This window comes from Gemmatimonas sp. (assembly GCF_036405635.1).
Lineage (GTDB): Bacteria > Gemmatimonadota > Gemmatimonadetes > Gemmatimonadales > Gemmatimonadaceae > Gemmatimonas.
On the sequence record NZ_DASWXE010000060.1, the window covers coordinates 1 to 17,048 of the forward strand.

Sequence of the window (17,048 nt, forward strand, 5' to 3'; positions counted from 1 at the left end):
CAGGAACAGGCGTCGGCCAAGATGCGCGAAGTGGGCGCCGATCTCGAACGGCAGCGCAATCGCCTCAAGATCATTAATGACGTGATGGCCGGTTTCACCATTCGCGCTCCGGCCGATGGCATGGTCATCTACGTGAAGGAATGGAACGGTCGCAAGAAGACCACTGGCTCGCAGGTGACTCCGTGGGAGCCGACCGTGGCCACGTTGCCCGATCTCACGCAAATGGAATCGATCACTTTCCTCAATGAGATCGACGTGAGAAAGGTGGCCGTGAACCAGGAAGTGCAGATTGCGCTCGATGCCGACCCGAGCAAGCGGCTGCGCGGCAAGATCGTGCAGGTGGCGAATGTGGGTGAACAGCGGCCCAACGCCGATGCCAAGGTGTTCGAGGTGCGCGTGACGGTGGAGAAGCCCGACACCACGTTGCGCCCTGGCATGACCACGTCGAATGCCGTGCTCACGCAGACGGTGAAGAACGCACTCTTCGTCCCGCTCGAGGCTGTGCACAGCGACAGCGGTCGCACATTTGTCTATCGCAAGTCCGGCACGGCGGTCACGCGCCACGAAGTGACCACCGGGGCGATGAACGACGACGAAGTGGTCATCATGGCGGGCCTCACCGAGCAGGATCGTGTACTGCTCTCGCCGCCGATCGATGGCATCAAGATGTCGCTGGTAGAGCTGCCTGCGTCGCAGCGGCCGGTGCTGCGTGGTGACACGGCCGTGGGAGGCAAGGGGGTCGAGGTGACACCGGCAACGCCCGCACCTGCCGCAAAGGCGGCTCCATCAGGGAAGCCGTGATGACGGAGCAAACCGACCGCTGGCGTGCATTCCTCGCGACGGCCGCCTTTGCTCTCCGTTCCGGCATCGAAGCCCTCTCCCACAACTCCCTCCGCGCTGCCCTGACGTCGCTGGGCATCCTGTTCGGCGTTGCTTCCGTGATTGCGATGCTGGCCATCGGACGAGGCGCCGAGCAGGAGATCATCGCGCAGATGCGCCTGCTCGGCTCCAACAACATCATCGTCAAGCCGATCGTCGAGCAGCGTGAGGAGGCGGCCAAGCAGGCGGGCGAGAAACAGCCGCGACGTTTCTCACCGGGACTGACCGCACGCGATGGGCACAGCATCGCGCGAGTGATACCCGAGGTGGAAAGTTCGTCGGGTGAAGTGGTGCTCAACACACTCATCACCAGACAGGGGCGTCGACGGACGGGCAAGATCGTGGGCGTCGACACGGCGTACTTCTCGCTGCTCAATCTCGACATTGCCACGGGGCATGTCTTCAACCGGTCACAGATCGCCGACGGCAAACCGGTGGCGATCATCGGTGCCGGCGTGAAGGCCCGCTTCTTCACCACCGAAGACCCCATTGGCAAGTCGATCAAGGTGGGTGAGAACTGGCTCACGGTGGTGGGCGTGCTGGCCGACCGGCCCATGTCGGAACAGACGGCACTGCGACTGGGCATCCGCGACGCCAACCTCGATGTGTATGTGCCGATGACCACCATGCTGCTGCGCTACCGCGATCGCACGCGGGTGAGTGCACGCGATATCGAACAGGCCTCACGCGAGGCCAACGTGGTGGTGAATGGCACGGAAACCGAAGACGCGGACCGTGTAGCGGAGCGACGCAACTATCACCAGCTCGACCGGTTGATCGTGCGCGTGAAGGAAGCCAACACGGTGGCGCCCACGGCCGAGGTCATGCGTCGCATGCTGGAGCGGCGGCACAACAGTGTGATCGACTTCGAGATTGCGGTGCCGGAGGAGCTGCTGCGTCAGGAGCAGCGCACGCGCTCGATCTTCAACATGGTGCTGGGCGCCATCGCTTCCATCTCGCTGGTGGTGGGTGGTATCGGCATCATGAACATCATGCTGGCGTCCATTCTCGAGCGCATTCGCGAGATCGGCGTGCGGCGCGCCCTGGGTGCCACCCAGCGGGAGATTCTCGCGCAGTTTCTGGCCGAGGCAGTGTTGATCAGCCTCGCCGGTGGTGTAGCGGGGATCGTCTTGGGCACGGCGATCAGCTTGGGCATTGAGCAGCTGGCCGATATCAAGACAGTGGTGTCGGGGATGTCAGTATTTGTGGCCTTCGGGGTGTCGATCTCCGTGGGATTGGTGTTCGGAATTCTTCCTGCATGGCGCGCGGCGCGGCAGGACCCCGTGGTCTGCCTTCGCTACGAATGACCGACATGAACACACAAATTGCTGGAAGTGCCTGGCGCGTCGTCGTGTTGGGCAGCGCGATGCTGCTTTGTGCTGGGCGGTTGGCCGCGCAGCCGACGGCGGTCGGAGCGCTCACGTTGCAAGAAGCCATCGGCATGGCGCTCGATCGTGGCCCATCCACGCGTTCGGCCACACGGGCCCGGGATGCGGCACGATTCCGTGACGCGTCGTTCAATGCGCGATTGCTGCCACAGATGTCCATCACGGGCGAGGCGCCCACGTACAGTCGCGCCATCGTGCCGGTGGTGCAGCCGGACGGATCCACGCGTTTCGTGGCCCAACAGCAACGCCAGTCCTCACTGGGATTGCAGGTGGCGCAACGGTTGCCATTCACCGGTGGTGATCTGTTTCTCTCGTCGGGGCTTACCAACGTCAACGTGCTGGGCCAGCAGGAGCTCAGGTTGTGGCGCAGTACGCCGCTGCAGCTTGGGGTGCGTCAGCAGATCTTCCGCCTCAACACGCAGGCGTGGGACAACAAAGAGCAGGATGTCCGGGCCGATGCCGCCGAACAGCAGTTTCTCGAGGCGCGCGAATCGATCTCGCAGCAGACGGCCGCATTGTACTTCGATCTGTTTGCGGCCCAGACCGCACTGGCCAATGCCGAGGCGAATGCCGGTGTGAACGACACGTTGTTCACGCTGAACAAGGGCCGCTACGAAGTGGGGCGCATTGGTGAGAACGACCTGCTGCAAAGCGAACTGGCGGTACTGCGTTCGCAAAATGCCGTGCAGTCTGCGCGACTGGATGAACAGCGGGCCGCGGCGGCGCTGCGGCTGCAGCTGGGGTATCCGTCCACCGCCCCGCTGACCCTGCGCGTGAGCAACGAAGTGCCGGCGATCACGGTGGACACTGCGGTGGCGATGCGGGAGGCGCTGGCGAATGCGGCGCAGCTGCGGGACGCTGATTTGCAAATGATACAGCAGAATCGGCGGGTGGCCGAAGCGCGACGCAACACGGGCTTTGGCGCCACGGTATCGGCCAGTGTGGGCTTCAACCAAACGGCCGAGAATTTCAACGAGGCCTACCGGTCGCCGCTCCAGAGCCAGCAGTTCGCGGTGGGGGTGGAGATGCCGCTGGTGCAGTGGGGCGCGCGGCGGGCCCAGATTCAGGCTGCGGTGGCCGATCGCGAACGGGTGGAGACGGATGTGCGTGTGTTGCGGGAGCGTCGTGTGCTGGACGCCCGCTTCGCTGCCCTCGAACTGGAACAGGCCAGTCGCCAGCTCCTGACGGCGGCCAAGGCCGACACGGTGGGCTCAAAGCGCTTCGAAGTGGCCCGCAATCGTTATGCGATCGGCCGCATCGACATCAGCAACCTCTATATTGCACAGGTGGAGAAAGACCAGGCGCTCGAGGCGTATGTGCGAGCGCTGCGCGGGTACTGGGACGCTTACTATCGCGTGCGTCGGTTGACGCTGTACGACTTTGAGCGAGGCGCCCGGATCCGCTGACCGGATCACCCTTGCAAGACCCATGAACAATCCCGCATACGGGATCCTGCTGGCCATCAGCTTCTGTCACCTGCTCAATGACATGATGCAGGCGCTGATGCCAGCGATCTATCCGAGTCTCAAGGCCGAACTGGGCCTGAGCTTCACGCAGGTCGGGCTCATCACGCTGGCCTACCAGATCACCGCCTCGTTTCTGCAGCCGCTCGTCGGCTTCATGGCGGACAAGCGGCCCACACCGCAGGCGCTGCCCGGTGGCACCATCTTCACGCTCGCTGGCCTGACGGTGCTGTCGGCGGCGCACCGTTACGAACTCGTGCTCCTGGGCGCCTGCCTGCTCGGCATGGGTTCTTCGGTGTTTCACCCCGAGGCGTCGCGCGTGGCGCGCATGGCGGCCGGTGGACGCAACGGCCTCGCGCAGTCGCTCTTTCAGGTGGGTGGCAATGCCGGCAGCGCACTCGGACCGCTCGCGGCCGCGCTGGTGGTGGTGCGCTGGGGGCAGAGCAGTCTGGCGTTCTTCGCGCTGCTGGCCCTGCTGTCGTGCGCGATTCTGTGGAAGGTGAGCCTCTGGTACCGGCACACGGGGCTCGCGCGCCTCGAGGCGGGACGTAAGGCCGCAGCCGAGTTCGCGCTGCCCAAGGGCACGGCGCGCCGCGGCATCGTGATTCTGCTGATGCTGATCTTTTCGAAGTATGTGTACCTCGCGAGTCTCACCAGCTACTTCATCTTCTATCTCATGCACCGGTTCGGCGTGACGGTGGAAGTGGCGCAGTTCCACCTCTTCCTGTTCCTCGCGGCGGTGGCGGTGGGCACGGTGGCCGGCGGGCCGATCGGCGATCGTATCGGTCGGAAGTACGTGATCTGGATGTCGATCCTGGGCGTGTTGCCATTCAGTCTGCTGCTGCCGCATGTGGACCTGTTCTGGACGGGCGTACTGAGCGTGATCATCGGTCTGCTGCTGGCGTCGGCTTTTCCGGCCATCGTGGTGTTCGCGCAGGAGCTGGTGCCGGGCAAGGTGGGCATGATTTCCGGCCTGTTCTTCGGCTTCTCGTTCGGCATGGGTGGCGTTGGCGCGGCCGTGCTGGGCAAGCTGGCCGACGTGTACGACATCGAGACGGTGTACCAGGTGTGTGCCTTCCTGCCGGCCATCGGTCTGCTGGCAGCCCTGCTGCCCGACGTGCGCCGGCCGGCCGCTGCCACGGCCCCGGTGGTGGCGGAGTAGTTCGCGCAGTAACTCTTCGGCATGCCCAAGCCGAAGATGCCTCGCACCGAACAGCCCGTAGCCGCGGCGCCGGCGCACTTTGCGCAGGCGCTTGACGCGCTGGTGGCAAAGATCCGCGAGGATCGGTCGGTGCTGGCGGTGGTGCTGTGCGGCAGCCTCGCGCACGACACGGTGTGGAAACGGTCGGATATCGACCTCGTGCTGGTGACCATCGACGACAAGCTCGTGCCGGCGGCGTCGATGGCACTCGATGCGGACGGCGTGAATGTGCACGCACTCATGTTGCCACGTGCGGCATTCAAACGGCTCGCCGATGGCGCGCTGAGCAACTCGTTCCTGCACTCCTTGCTGAGCAAGGGCCGGCTGCTGTATACGCACGACGAGTCCATCGCGCCGGTGCTCGAGCGCATGCGTGTCATCGGCGGGCGTGATACGCAGATTCAGATGCTGGCGGCGGCCACCGAGGCGCTCTCGTGCCTGTACAAGGCGCGCAAGTGGTTTCTCACCCGTGGCGACTACGACTACACGGCGGTGTGGATTCTCGCTGCCGCCACGCCCATCGCACGCATGGAAGTGATGCGTCACGGTCAGCTATCCGACCGTGAAGTGCTGCCACGCGCACTCCCGCTCAATCCGGCGCTGTTCTCGGTGATCTACACGGGTATGCTGAATGGACAGAAAGACCGTGAGACCGTGGAGCGCGCGCTGACGATGGCCGAAGCCCACCTGTTGGCCCTGGCGCCGCAGTTCGCGGAACCCGTGGTGGCGTGGCTGTCGGAGGTCCATGAAGCGCGGTCGTGCACGGAAATCGATGCCCACTTTGCCCGTACCATGGGCGTGGAGCATGTGAGCGGTGCGTGCGAATACCTTGCCGATCAGGGCGTGATCGGACGCGCATCGGTGACGTCGCGTCTCACGAAAAAAAGTTCGGCGGATGTGCAGGAGCTGGCCTTCTATGCACTCACTCCTCCTCCCGATGTCTACTAAGAAAGCGGCGAAGACGAGCAAGTCGGCCAGGACCACCACGGCCGCTTCCAAGCGCACAGAGGGCAGTCGCGCTACGCCACGCACCACCGTGGCCGTGCAGGGCGCTCGCGTGCACAACTTGCGCAACGTATCGGTGGAGATTCCGCGCGATCGTCTCGTGGTGGTGACCGGACTGTCGGGATCGGGCAAGTCGTCGCTGGCCTTCGACACCATCTACGCCGAAGGCCAGCGGCGCTACATGGAGAGCCTGTCGTCGTTCGCCAAGCGGTTCGTGGCGCAGGTGAGCAAGCCCGATGTGGATTTCATCTTCGGGTTGTCGCCCGTCATCTCCATCGAACAGAAGACCATAGCCAGCAACCCACGCTCCACCGTGGGCACCATGACCGATGTGGCGAGCTACATGAACCTGCTGTTCGCCACTATCGGCGAGCCGCACTGCCCGCGCACCGGTGAAGTGGTGCCGAGTCGGTCGGCGTCGCAGATCCTGGAAGCGGTGTTGTCGCTGCCCGATGGCGCCGAGGTGGAACTACGCGCACCGTTGTTCAAGGTGTACGGTGAAGAGCTGGATGTGGTGTTCACCGAGGTGCGCAAGAAAGGCTGCCGTCAGGTGATCGTGGATGGCCAGACGATCGATCTGGCCGAGCAGGTGGAGCTGGAAGCCGCGCTGGTACAGCAGATGGACGCCATCGTCGACCGTCTCGTGGTGCGGCGTCGCAATGAAAAGGCGCTCAAGGCCGCCATCTCGGCAGCGCTGCTGGTGGGTGATGGCCTGTTGCACGTGCATATCTCCAAGGGCCCCACCAAAGCCGAGATCGCGAAGTTCCACGCCACACACAGCAGTGCCACGCAGCACTTCATCTACGGCGACATCTCACCCGAGTACTTCCAGTTCAACAATCCCGAGGCTGCGTGCCGTACGTGCGGCGGTCTTGGTGTGGACAAGCTCACCCATCCTGACCTGCTGATCCCCGATCCCAAGCGGTCGATTCGCGGTGGCTGTTTTGTGCGCGAGGCCTACCGCTACAATCCCGATACGTGGGATGGCCGCATCATGTGGACGCTGGCCAAGCTGCAGGGGTTCTCGCTCGACACGCCGTGGCAGGATCTCGATGCCTCCGCGCGCAACGCGGTACTGTACGGCCTGGAGCGCCGCTTTCGCACTGAGGCGCCGCCGGAGAGCACCGTCAAGCGAGCCGACTGGGACCGTCATGAAGTGGGATTCGGCGGCATCGCGCGACGCATCGAGCGCAACTATCGTCGCTATCGTCAGCGCGGAGAAGGCGATTCGCGCATGGAAGCGTGGCTCGACAAGGTCATGGTCGAACACACCTGTCCCGACTGCCTGGGCACGCGGCTGCGCACTACGCGCCTGTTGTTCACGGTGCAGGGCAAGTCAGTACACGACCTCGGCGCGATGCACTTCGACGAACTGCATCAATTCCTTGGCCGCGTGAAGCCTGTCGGACGAGGAGCCGGTGCCGGTCAGCAGATTCTGGATGAGATCCGCGGACGACTGTCGTTGTTGCTGGGTATTGGCCTCGACTACCTGAGCTTCAACCGGAAGTCTGGCACGTTGTCGGGTGGAGAATCGCAGCGCATCCGGCTGTCCACGCAGATCGGTTCGGGACTCATGGGCATGCTGTATGTGCTCGATGAACCGAGCATTGGCCTGCACCCCAAGGACAACGCCAAGATGATCGCCACGCTCGAACGACTGCGTGATATCGGCAACACGGTGCTAGTGGTGGAGCACGACGAAGACACGGTGCGCGCGGCCGATCACATCGTGGAGATGGGACCGGGCCCCGGTGTGCACGGCGGCACCGTGGTCGTGCAGGGCACAGTACAGGATGTGCTGCGGTGCAAGGCGTCGCCCACCGGTCAGTTCCTGTCGGGCAAGCGGGCCATCGCGTTGCCGGCACAACGGCGCACTGGCACTGGCCATTCGCTCGTCATTCGTGGGGCGCGTGAAAACAACCTGCGCGATGTGACCGTGAAGATCCCCCTTGGCACTTTGGTGGCTATCACCGGGGCGTCGGGATCGGGGAAGAGCACGCTCATCAACGATGTCCTGTACAAGGCGTTGTGGAAGCGACTCGAGGACACGCGCACGCTGCCGGGTGAGCACGATGGTGTGGACGGCATGGAACATGTCCACAATGTGGTGAGCATCGACCAGAGCCCCATCGGGCGCAACTCGCGTTCCAATCCGGCAACGTATGTGGGTTTCTATGACACCATCCGCGACCTCTTCACCGCGGAACCGCTGTCGGTGGAACGGGAGTACAAAGCCGGGCGATTCTCCTTCAACGTGAAGGGTGGTCGTTGCGAGGAGTGCCAGGGTGAAGGTGTGATCACCACGCAGATGTACTTCATGCCGGATGTGGAGGTCATCTGCGGTGCCTGCAAGGGCGCGCGCTTCAATGCCGAAACGCTCGATGTGACGGTGCGTGGCAAGACGATCGACGATGTGCTCAACATGTCGATCGAAGAGGCGGTGCAATTTTTCCGCGACGAACCCGTGATTGCGCGGCGCGTGGACGTGCTCAACACGCTGGGGCTCGGCTATCTCACCATTGGTCAGTCGGCCACGACGCTGTCGGGTGGTGAGGCACAGCGTGTGAAGATCGCGGCCGAATTGAGCAAGCTGCAGCGCACCAAACACACGGTGTACATCCTCGATGAGCCCACCACGGGCTTGCACCTCGCGGACGTGGAGCGCTTGCTGCAGTCACTCAACCGTCTCGCCGATTCGGGGCACACGGTCATTCTCATCGAGCATCACCTGGATGTGATCAAGACGGCCGATCATGTGATCGATCTTGGTCCCGAGGGAGGGCATGCGGGGGGCACAATCGTCGCGCAGGGGCCACCAGAGGTGATCGCTGCCACCAAGGCGTCACATACGGGGCGCTTTCTCAAGAACAAATTGCCGGCCCGGACCGTGCGCGGGTGACACGATTGAAGGAGGGGCGGGTATCGCAGGCATGCGATCGATCCCATCTCTCCCCAGCCGGTCAACCGCCCAGTCCCATCGTGCGGTATTCGGCGCCCTTCGTGCGATCATTCTCGCAGCCGCGACGGTCGCCCTTTCGGCGTGCAGCGATTCCACCGGTCCGGGCGACTCGGCGCTGGCGGCCGCCGAGGCACGCTGGCGATTGGTGAAGCCGGCGTCGAACACCTATACGATGCGGCAGGAGGTGCATTGTTTCTGCGCCTTCGGTGGTGCCGAGTACGCCGTGACCGTCACCAATGGCACGGTGTCGGGGGCCACGCCCGTGAGTCGCCCCTCCGAAGGATTGGGGCCACCGCCGCTCACTGCCTTTCGCACCGTCGATCAGCTGTTCGCCGAGGTGCGGAATGCGCTCGGAAAGACAGGGACGTTGAAGGAGGTCACCTACGATGAGGTGGCGGGATATCCCACGCGACTGGCGCTCGATCCGCTTCCCAATGCGATCGACGACGAGGTGGGGTATGTGACGCGTGCGGTGGGTCCGCAGCCCTAGGGCTTCGAATCGGGACATGGGTGCGATGAAGAACGGCCAGAAGATATAGGCGCCCCCTAAACCTCGGCGCATCGAGCGGTATCATATCCCGTGTGCCCCGCCGATTCCCCTGAGTCCGGGCCTGACGGTCGTTCCTGAACAGCCGCCGGCGCCTGCCGTGATCGACCCCGTCGTGCGTGCTGCGCAGGACGGGGATGCCGCAGCATTTGCCCAACTGTATGACCAGCACGCGACGCGCTTGTTTGCGCTGGCGCTTGGTCTCACCGGCGATCGACAGATGGCGGAAGAGCTGGTGCAGGATGGGTTCGTACGCGCGTGGGAGCGTCTGACCACGTTTCGCGGCGATTGTGCGTTCTCCACGTGGCTGCACCGGGTCACGGTGAATGTGTTGCTGGTGAACGAGCGTAGCCGCAAGCGCCGGGCGCTGCGTGTGGCCATTGCCTCAGATCTGGCGGACGGCCGCGACGGACCATCGCCACCGCTCGATGCACCACTGCGGGCACCTGATGTCGCACTGTCCATGGACCTCGAAGCGGCGGTGTCGCGATTGCCGGCTGGTGCACGTGCCGTATTCGTGATGCACGATGTCGCTGGCTATGCTCATGCGGAGATCGCGAATCAGCTTGGTATCGCCGAGGGCACGTCCAAGGCTCACCTGTTCCGGGCGCGACGCTTGTTGCGCGGGATGCTCGACCGATGAAACACACCTCTCCACAGGATGCGGGTCGCGACGCCGGGATGTCGTGCGATCAGGTGGCGTCGCAGCTGGCGGCGTACATGAATGGCACGTTGTCGCCCGAGGATTCGTCGCGTCTCGAGTGGCACGCGGCGTCCTGCGGCACGTGCGAGGCCTTGCTCGAGCAGGCGACCATGCGGCCGGCGTCGTATGCACCCACTTCCTTTGCACCAGAATTGCCCGACACGCTCAAGGCGCAGGTGTTGGCGGCGGTGGACGGGCAGTGGCAACAGCAGGCTGGCCGCGTGCAGCGTATGCGCGTCTGGCGTCGCAGTGCGATGGTCGCGACGTTGGCGGCAGCAGCGGTGCTGGTCATCGCGGTGATGACACGTGGTCGTGGTTCCGTGGGTGACGCCCCGATGGTCGCCGATTCCGGGCGTGTCGGCAACTCGTCCACGATGGTGATGTCGAACGTGATGCACGAGGCGGAGTCGATGGCCACTACGCAGGCGGCGTCGGAGTTCTCGGCGCTCGATGCCGCGATGCAGGAACTCGATGCGGCGCTGGCCGCGACGCCGGACGATGCGGAACTGCGTCGGTATCGGTCCACCATTCGCACGCGGCGGGATGAGCTCGAACGCCGTGTGCGGGACGCGGCGTCGTGAACGCACGAGGATTGCTCGATGGCGCGCTGACGGCCGCGTTGCTGCTCTGCCCTGCGGCCGTACATGCGCAGGGCAGTGCCGCCACTCCCATCGATCGCGGATTTGCTGCCACGTCGGACGTGACCATGCGTATCTATCTCCCCAAGGGGCGATTGCGCGTGAGCACGTGGACGCGCGACTCCGTGCATGTACGCGGTACGGTGGGAGCCACAGCCAGCTTCTTCGGTGGCGGGTCGCGCACCCATGTGAAGCTGGGTGTGGAAGCGCGCCTCGCGAGTGATACACGCCTGCCGGATGCCGACTGGGTAGTGCAGGTGCCGGCGCGGGCGCGCCTGTGGATCAAGCAGATCGATGGCGATCTCGAAGTCACCGGCGTGCAGGGTGAACTCGAGGCCTATACGGTGGCGGGCCGTATGGCGGCGCGCAGCGTGGGCGGCAATGTGATGCTCGAGTCGATCGATGCGCCCGTTACGGTGGAGTCGGCGCGAGGTGACCTGCGCGTGCGCGGTAGCAAAGGCGCCGTGGTGCTCCGTGATGTCGACGCGACGGTATCGGTGGCGACGGTGAGCGGACCAGTGAAGGTGACTGGCGGGCGACCGGATGGGCGTGTGGAGACCATTGGCGGCGATGTGGTCATCGAACGTCCGCAATTGACCAAGGCCGAGCTGGAGGTGCAGACGCACAGTGGGGGGATCACGCTGCGTGTGGATCCGCGCAAGGCGCCGTTGCTGAACCTGAGCACACGCGCCGGTTCGCCAACGGGCGAGCGCATCACCGGGCAGGCGGCGTTTGGGCAGTTGGTGGCGCGATCGTTCAAGGGCGCCATCATAGTGCAACGGTTGCCATAGATGGGTCGGGCATGATTCGCCGAGAATTGCACTAAACGCCGATGGAGCAACCGGCATCTCTCCTGTGGGCACAGGCCCGTTCGTTCACACAGGAGGAGGAGATGTCGAACACTCTGCTTCGTCGACTGCCGATGCTGGCGCTGGGGTTCACCGTGCTGGCGGGCCCGCCGCACATGACGGTGCGTACGATGCCCATCTCGTCGGCCACGGCATTCGAACTCGATGTGGATCATCATCACAGTGATCCCGGTCAGGTGGCGGTGACGGGTCGCGCCGAAGGGGTGCGCCACGGAGCGCGGGTGTCATTGCCGCTCACACTCGTCCGCAAGGACGCGATGCACTACACGGTGGCGCGTCAGTGGGAGAAGAACATGGCGTGGGTGCTGGTGTTCTCCATCGAGCAGGGGCCGCAGGGCGCGCATGGGGTGGCCGAGGCGGTGGTGAGCATCGAGGCCAATGGCGCGGTGGGGCCGGTGGAGTACGTCAGCCCCGAGGTGCGGAAGGACGGCAAGCCGTTGGCGGCGACGACGGCCAAGGTGAATCAGGCGCTGAAGAAGCTGGGATTGGTGACGGCGTCGAAGTAGGTGACGGGCGGAAAGGTGTGCCGGTATATATTCGGGCAGGGCAACGCCCGTGGTTTCCCCAGACCTCCCGATCATGACCGTGCAATACTTCACGGCGACGAGCCTCGATGGCTTTCTCGCCGATGCCAATCATTCGCTCGAGTGGCTGCTGCAGTTCGGTAGCGAGGACCCGTCCTATCCTGAGTTCATTCGCGAGGTGGGTGCCATCGCGATGGGCTCCAGCACGTACGAGTGGCTGTGGCGGCATCACCTGGCACCCGATGCACCCCACCCGATGGCGTGGCCGTATGCGCAACCTGCGTGGGTATTCAGCAGTCGCACATTGCCCGTCATCGAGGGAGCCGATGTGCACTTCGTGCGCGGCGATGTGCGGCCGGTGTTCGAAGCCATGCAGGCGACACTGCGCGAACGGCAGGCAGCCGGCCATGCCGCGCCGAACATCTGGATCGTCGGCGGCGGCGATCTGGCGGGTCAGTTCCATGACGCGGGTCTGCTCGACGAGATGATCGTGACCATCACTTCGGTCACGCTGGGGCAGGGCGCGCCGCTCTTTCCGCGCCGCATCGCCACGCCATCGCTGTCACTCAAGGCCGTGCGTCAGGTGGGGCCCGAGTTCGTGCAGCTCACCTATACGGTGCCGAAGGGCTGAACAGCCAACAGCCAACAGCCAACAGCCAACAACGGGGGGAACACAGAGCACGCAGAAACTGTGCAGAGCGCACAGATACAACAAACAACAAAAGCATGAATCGAACGTTTGCCGAGCGTTCAATTCAGAGTTGTCTTTGTGTCATCTGCTTTGTTTCTGTGCGCTCTGTGTTCCCCCCGCTGTCAGCACACGTGTCGCCACGGCGAGTCTGGCTCAGCCGCGCAGTTTGAGCTGTCTGAGCAGGGCACGGCGTTCCACCAGCGCCTGCACATGCGCGCGCTGCAGCACGTAGAGCCAGCCGCCGTACACAGCCGCCAGTTGTGTGAGCACGAACAGGGCAAGACTGGCGCCCATGTCGGGGTGCAAACCTCGACCCAGCTGCAGCAACACACTCACGCTGCCCGTCCAGGCCAGCAGGCGTGGCAACGATGCCGTGAAAGATCTCGCATCGCGTCCATAAAACTCGGCGCTGATGTAGCCCACCAACGTGAAGGCCGCGACGTGTTCGAGGGCTCGATACATGACGGGCTGTGAGATATCCACGCCCGGCGGCGTGAGAGCCAACGTCCATTGCCAATCACCACCCACCTCGGTCAGCGGCCAGAGCGATGAGAGAGCGAGGTAGGTCGCGTACAACGGCAACATCAGCCGCAGTGTGGGCAGTTCAAAACGCTGTGCTCCGTCACGGGCGGCCGCACGCCCCGTGGCGATGCTGCGCAGCAAGGCGACGCCCAGCGTGAGCGTGCCGCCGGCGGCGATGAGTGGCACATCACCACGCGTGCCCGGCACGAGCGCGACAAACACCCAGCCGAGTACCACGCCGATCAACCAGATCCGGTTGTTGATGCGGCGCGGCGTCATGTAGGCTGCGTGCACGGTGCCGATGATGCCACCCGCCACGGCCGCGATGGGCAGGACCAGCCACCGGCGCAGTTCACCTTCACTGCCCAGGCCCACCAGCCAGCAGAGGGGAATGAGCAGGTACACGAGCCCCATCAGGGGCAGCTCGAGCGCAAAACTCTGCACGGCGTCTTCATCGCGCACGCGCGAGGCCACCCGCGCAAAGAGCCAGGCACCCAGCGCCGCTCCGGCGGTGTTGGTGGCGAGGTCGAACAACGAGGTGTAGCGCGTCGGTGCGAACAGCTGCAACAGTTCAATGGTGCCGCTGATGGCTCCACCCAGAATCACTACCCGGGGCCAGTCGGGTGGGGCGCCACGCGGGCGGGTGAGCTGGTACACGTAACCGAACGGCACGAACATCAGGACGTTCATGACCAGATCGGTCCAGTTCCAGATGTCGGTGAGACCGTGCGCCGGCGTGAGCTGGAACCGGAACGGCGCCAATGTGATGATCCCCATCATCAGGGCCAGATAGCCAAGCACGGCCCGTCCGAGGCGGAGGGCCGTGAAGTCGGCGGCACGTCGAAAACGGAACGCCGAAGTCTGCGAAAGGGAACGGGGCGGCATGTGCGGAAGAGTATCGACGCGTGCTAGCTTTTCCTCGTGTGATTCTCGTGAGATGGAACGCTCAGGTCCATCGACTCGCCCCATCCCCGTAACGCCCTGACGCGTGACACGATCCGCCGCCCTCGCCGCGACGTTCGCCCTGCCGGCGTCGCTCGCCCTTTCGGCGTTCGCCTCGTCTGCCCTCCTGCCGTCGCCCCTGCTGGCCCAGCGTGCCCGGGCCGCATCGGCTCGTCCGGCCCAGCCGTACGTGCCACCGGCCGGCAGTTGGGAGCGACGTTCGCCCTCCACACTCGGCCTCGACTCGGCCAAGCTGGCCGAAGCCGTGGCGTTTGCCGTGAGCAAGGAGAGTCGCACCCCGCGTGACCTCGAACTCAATCACTACGCCACGTTCGGGCGCGAACCGTTGGGTGATCCCATCGGACCGCTGCCGCCGCGCGGTGATGCCACGGGCGTGATCCTCAAGGGTGGCTACGTGGTGGCCACGTGGGGCAATCCCGATGCGGAAGAGACGACCAACAGTGTCACGAAGAGCTTCGTGAGCACGGTGGTGGGGCTCGCCGTGGATGCGGGCAAGATCCGCAGTGTGCACGACACCGTGGCGTCGTACATGCCGCCCATCGTGCGTGCGCGTCCCAACGGGCGCGGCTACGAGCGCGACTGGCCGGGCAACGATCGCATTCTCATGCCGTTCGATTCCCCGCACAATCGCCGCATCACCTGGGATCACCTGCTGCGGCAGGTGAGTGACTGGGAAGGCACGTTGTGGGGCAAGCCCGAATGGGCCGACCGTCCCGCACAGAATGCGGCCACGTGGACCACACGTCCGCGTGAAGAGCCGGGCAAGACTTACGAGTACAACGACACGCGCGTGAATGTGCTGGCGCTGGCCGCGTTGCAGGTGTGGCGCAAGCCGTTGCCGGAAGTGCTCAAGGAGCGGGTCATGGACCCGATCGGCGCATCGGATACGTGGCGCTGGTATGGCTATGACAATTCGTGGATCGTGCTCGACGGCCGCGAAGTGCAGAGCGTGAGCGGTGGTGGGCACTGGGGTGGTGGCATGATCATCAATGCGTGGGACATGGCGCGTTTTGGCCTGCTCACGTTGCGCCGCGGCAAGTGGGGTGAACGCCAGTTGCTCAGCGATGCCTGGGTGACGCAGGCCCTCACGTCCACGCCGGCCCAGAAGACGTACGGTTACATGAACTGGTTCGTGAACCCCGACAAGTCGTATCTGGCGGCCGCACCGGCACAGGCATTCGTGCATGTGGGCGCCGGCAACAACTTCATCTACGTGGACCCGGTCAATGATCTCGTGGCCGTGGTCCGCTGGATGGACACGACGGGCAGCCTCAATCAGTTCGTCGAGAAGTTGCTCGCCGCCCAAGTGAGCCGGTGAACGCCGGTTCACGCGCACTCACGCGACAGGCCGGTCCTCGTGAGGAGCTGGCCAATGCGCTCACGCATGGTGCGGGACTACTGGCCAGCCTGATCGGCCTGCCGTTTCTCGTCATCGCCGCCGCCGCGCGTGGTGAGCGGGTGACGCTCATTGGCGCGAGCGTGTTCGGCGCGACGCTGATCGCGCTGTACGCGGCGAGCACGGCCTATCATGCGGTGTCCACGCCCACGATCAAGCAGCGGCTGCGCGTGCTCGATCATGCGGCGATCTACCTGCTCATCGCCGGCACATACACGCCATTCACGCTGGGTGTGTTGCGGGGCACCTGGGGCTGGACGCTGTTCGGTATCGTCTGGACCCTTGCCGCGATCGGTGTGTTGTTCAAGGTGCTGGTGGGCAGTGGACGCTTCGCGAAGCTGTCGACGTTCATCTACATCGCGATGGGATGGCTGGTCATCGTGGCCATCAAGCCCCTGGTGCTGGCTATCGACACTGCGGGGCTCGCGCTGCTGCTGGCTGGTGGCCTGCTGTACACGGTGGGTGTGGTCTTTTACGTGGACAAGCGCCGCGCATGGACGCACCCGGTGTGGCACCTGTTCGTGCTGGGTGGCAGCATCTGCCACTACTTCGCTGTGCTCAACCACGCCTCGCTCGTGCGCTGAAGCGCCGAGCCATCTCCTGACTCTTTCGTCGCGCCATGGCGTCCAGTTTGCTCGTATTGCTCGACGACATCACGTCGATGCTCGATGATGTCGCCCTGCTCACCAAGGTCGCAGCCAAAAAGACATCGGGTGTGATGGGCGACGACCTCGCGCTGAATGCCGAACAGGCGTCGGGTGTGCGGGTCGATCGCGAACTGCCGGTGGTGTGGGCGGTGGCCAAGGGATCTCTGGTCAACAAGGTGATCCTCGTGCCCGTGGCGCTGCTCATCAGTGCGTTTGCGCCTGGTGCAGTCATGCCGCTCATGCTGATTGGTGGCTTGTTTCTGTGTTACGAAGGCGTGGAGAAGCTGCTGCACAAGGCGCTGCATCGGCATGAAGAGCCCGACACGGTGCATCCGGTCATCGCACAACCCGAGCTCACGGACGAGCAACGCATTGCGGTGGAGCAGGGCAAGATCAAGGGGGCCATCCGCACGGACTTCGTGTTGTCGGCCGAGATCATTGTGATCTCGCTGGGGACGATGAGTGCGGCGCCCATCGGGATGCAGATCGGTGCACTGAGCCTGGTGAGTCTGGCCGCCACGGTTTTTGTGTATGGGCTCGTGGCCGGCATCGTGAAGCTGGACGATCTCGGGCTCGCCTTGCACAACCGTGGCCGCGCCATCGGCGGTGTCATTCTCAAGACGGCGCCGTGGCTCATGAAGAGCCTGTCGGTA

16 protein-coding genes are annotated in these 17,048 nt (G+C 64.3%); 15 read left to right on the top strand and 1 reads right to left on the bottom strand.

Annotation, left to right across the window (positions count from 1 at the left end):
* From VGE27_RS04060 to VGE27_RS04115, 12 genes are all read left to right on the top strand, one after another.
* Positions 1 to 801: efflux RND transporter periplasmic adaptor subunit (locus tag VGE27_RS04060; RefSeq protein WP_331048352.1), on the top strand; the 801-nt coding region annotated here is incomplete at its 5' end.
* Positions 801 to 2,186: an ABC transporter permease gene (locus VGE27_RS04065; protein WP_331048353.1), complete on the top strand. Its 1,386-nt coding sequence runs from the start codon at positions 801 to 803 to the stop codon at positions 2,184 to 2,186. The genes VGE27_RS04060 and VGE27_RS04065, both read left to right, overlap by 1 nt.
* Before the next feature lie 5 nt (positions 2,187 to 2,191).
* The gene (locus tag VGE27_RS04070; protein ID WP_331048354.1) at positions 2,192 to 3,673 is read left to right on the top strand and encodes a TolC family protein; all 1,482 of its coding nucleotides are present in this window, start codon (positions 2,192 to 2,194) and stop codon (positions 3,671 to 3,673) included.
* A 22-nt stretch (positions 3,674 to 3,695) separates the two neighbouring features.
* A complete protein-coding gene (locus VGE27_RS04075) occupies positions 3,696 to 4,892 on the top strand; it encodes an MFS transporter (protein ID WP_331048355.1) in 1,197 nt (398 codons plus the stop codon).
* Between the two features lie 21 nt (positions 4,893 to 4,913).
* Positions 4,914 to 5,879 (top strand): hypothetical protein, encoded by a 966-nt coding sequence (locus VGE27_RS04080; RefSeq protein WP_331048356.1) that lies wholly within the window; start codon positions 4,914 to 4,916, stop codon positions 5,877 to 5,879.
* Complete coding sequence (uvrA, locus tag VGE27_RS04085) at positions 5,869 to 8,835, top strand: excinuclease ABC subunit UvrA (RefSeq protein WP_331048357.1); 2,967 nt, start codon at positions 5,869 to 5,871, stop codon at positions 8,833 to 8,835. Before VGE27_RS04080 ends, uvrA begins: the two co-directional genes overlap by 11 nt.
* Before the next feature lie 31 nt (positions 8,836 to 8,866).
* On the top strand, positions 8,867 to 9,385 hold the full coding sequence (locus VGE27_RS04090) for a DUF6174 domain-containing protein (protein WP_331048358.1): 519 nt from the start codon (positions 8,867 to 8,869) through the stop codon (positions 9,383 to 9,385).
* Positions 9,386 to 9,542: 157 nt separating this feature from the next.
* Positions 9,543 to 10,085 (top strand): RNA polymerase sigma factor, encoded by a 543-nt coding sequence (locus VGE27_RS04095; protein ID WP_331048359.1) that lies wholly within the window; start codon positions 9,543 to 9,545, stop codon positions 10,083 to 10,085.
* Positions 10,082 to 10,726 (top strand): zf-HC2 domain-containing protein, encoded by a 645-nt coding sequence (locus tag VGE27_RS04100; protein WP_331048360.1) that lies wholly within the window; start codon positions 10,082 to 10,084, stop codon positions 10,724 to 10,726. The genes VGE27_RS04095 and VGE27_RS04100 overlap by 4 nt, the downstream gene beginning before the upstream one ends.
* The gene (locus VGE27_RS04105) at positions 10,723 to 11,574 is read left to right on the top strand and encodes a DUF4097 family beta strand repeat-containing protein (RefSeq protein WP_331048361.1); all 852 of its coding nucleotides are present in this window, start codon (positions 10,723 to 10,725) and stop codon (positions 11,572 to 11,574) included. The genes VGE27_RS04100 and VGE27_RS04105 overlap by 4 nt, the downstream gene beginning before the upstream one ends.
* 101 nt (positions 11,575 to 11,675) lie before the next feature.
* Entirely contained in the window at positions 11,676 to 12,158 is a 483-nt protein-coding gene (locus VGE27_RS04110) for a hypothetical protein (RefSeq protein ID WP_331048362.1), read from the top strand.
* A gap of 73 nt (positions 12,159 to 12,231) precedes the next feature.
* Positions 12,232 to 12,807 carry a dihydrofolate reductase family protein gene (locus VGE27_RS04115; protein WP_331048363.1) on the top strand — a complete coding sequence of 192 codons (576 nt, stop codon included), beginning with the start codon at positions 12,232 to 12,234 and terminating at the stop codon, positions 12,805 to 12,807.
* A gap of 213 nt (positions 12,808 to 13,020) precedes the next feature.
* On the opposite strand, the gene VGE27_RS04120 is transcribed toward VGE27_RS04115, so the two are convergent.
* On the bottom strand, positions 13,021 to 14,274 hold the full coding sequence (locus VGE27_RS04120; RefSeq protein ID WP_331048364.1) for a VanZ family protein: 1,254 nt from the start codon (positions 14,272 to 14,274) through the stop codon (positions 13,021 to 13,023).
* Positions 14,275 to 14,377: 103 nt separating this feature from the next.
* On the opposite strand from VGE27_RS04120, the gene VGE27_RS04125 reads away from it, so the two are divergent.
* The 3 genes from VGE27_RS04125 to VGE27_RS04135 all read left to right on the top strand — a co-directional run.
* Positions 14,378 to 15,670: a serine hydrolase gene (locus VGE27_RS04125; RefSeq protein WP_331048365.1), complete on the top strand. Its 1,293-nt coding sequence runs from the start codon at positions 14,378 to 14,380 to the stop codon at positions 15,668 to 15,670.
* On the top strand, positions 15,667 to 16,332 hold the full coding sequence (gene trhA / locus VGE27_RS04130; RefSeq protein WP_331048366.1) for a PAQR family membrane homeostasis protein TrhA: 666 nt from the start codon (positions 15,667 to 15,669) through the stop codon (positions 16,330 to 16,332). Before VGE27_RS04125 ends, trhA begins: the two co-directional genes overlap by 4 nt.
* 35 nt (positions 16,333 to 16,367) lie before the next feature.
* Positions 16,368 to 17,048, top strand: a 681-nt coding sequence (locus VGE27_RS04135; RefSeq protein WP_331048367.1) for a DUF808 domain-containing protein, incomplete at its 3' end; no start/stop codon positions are given.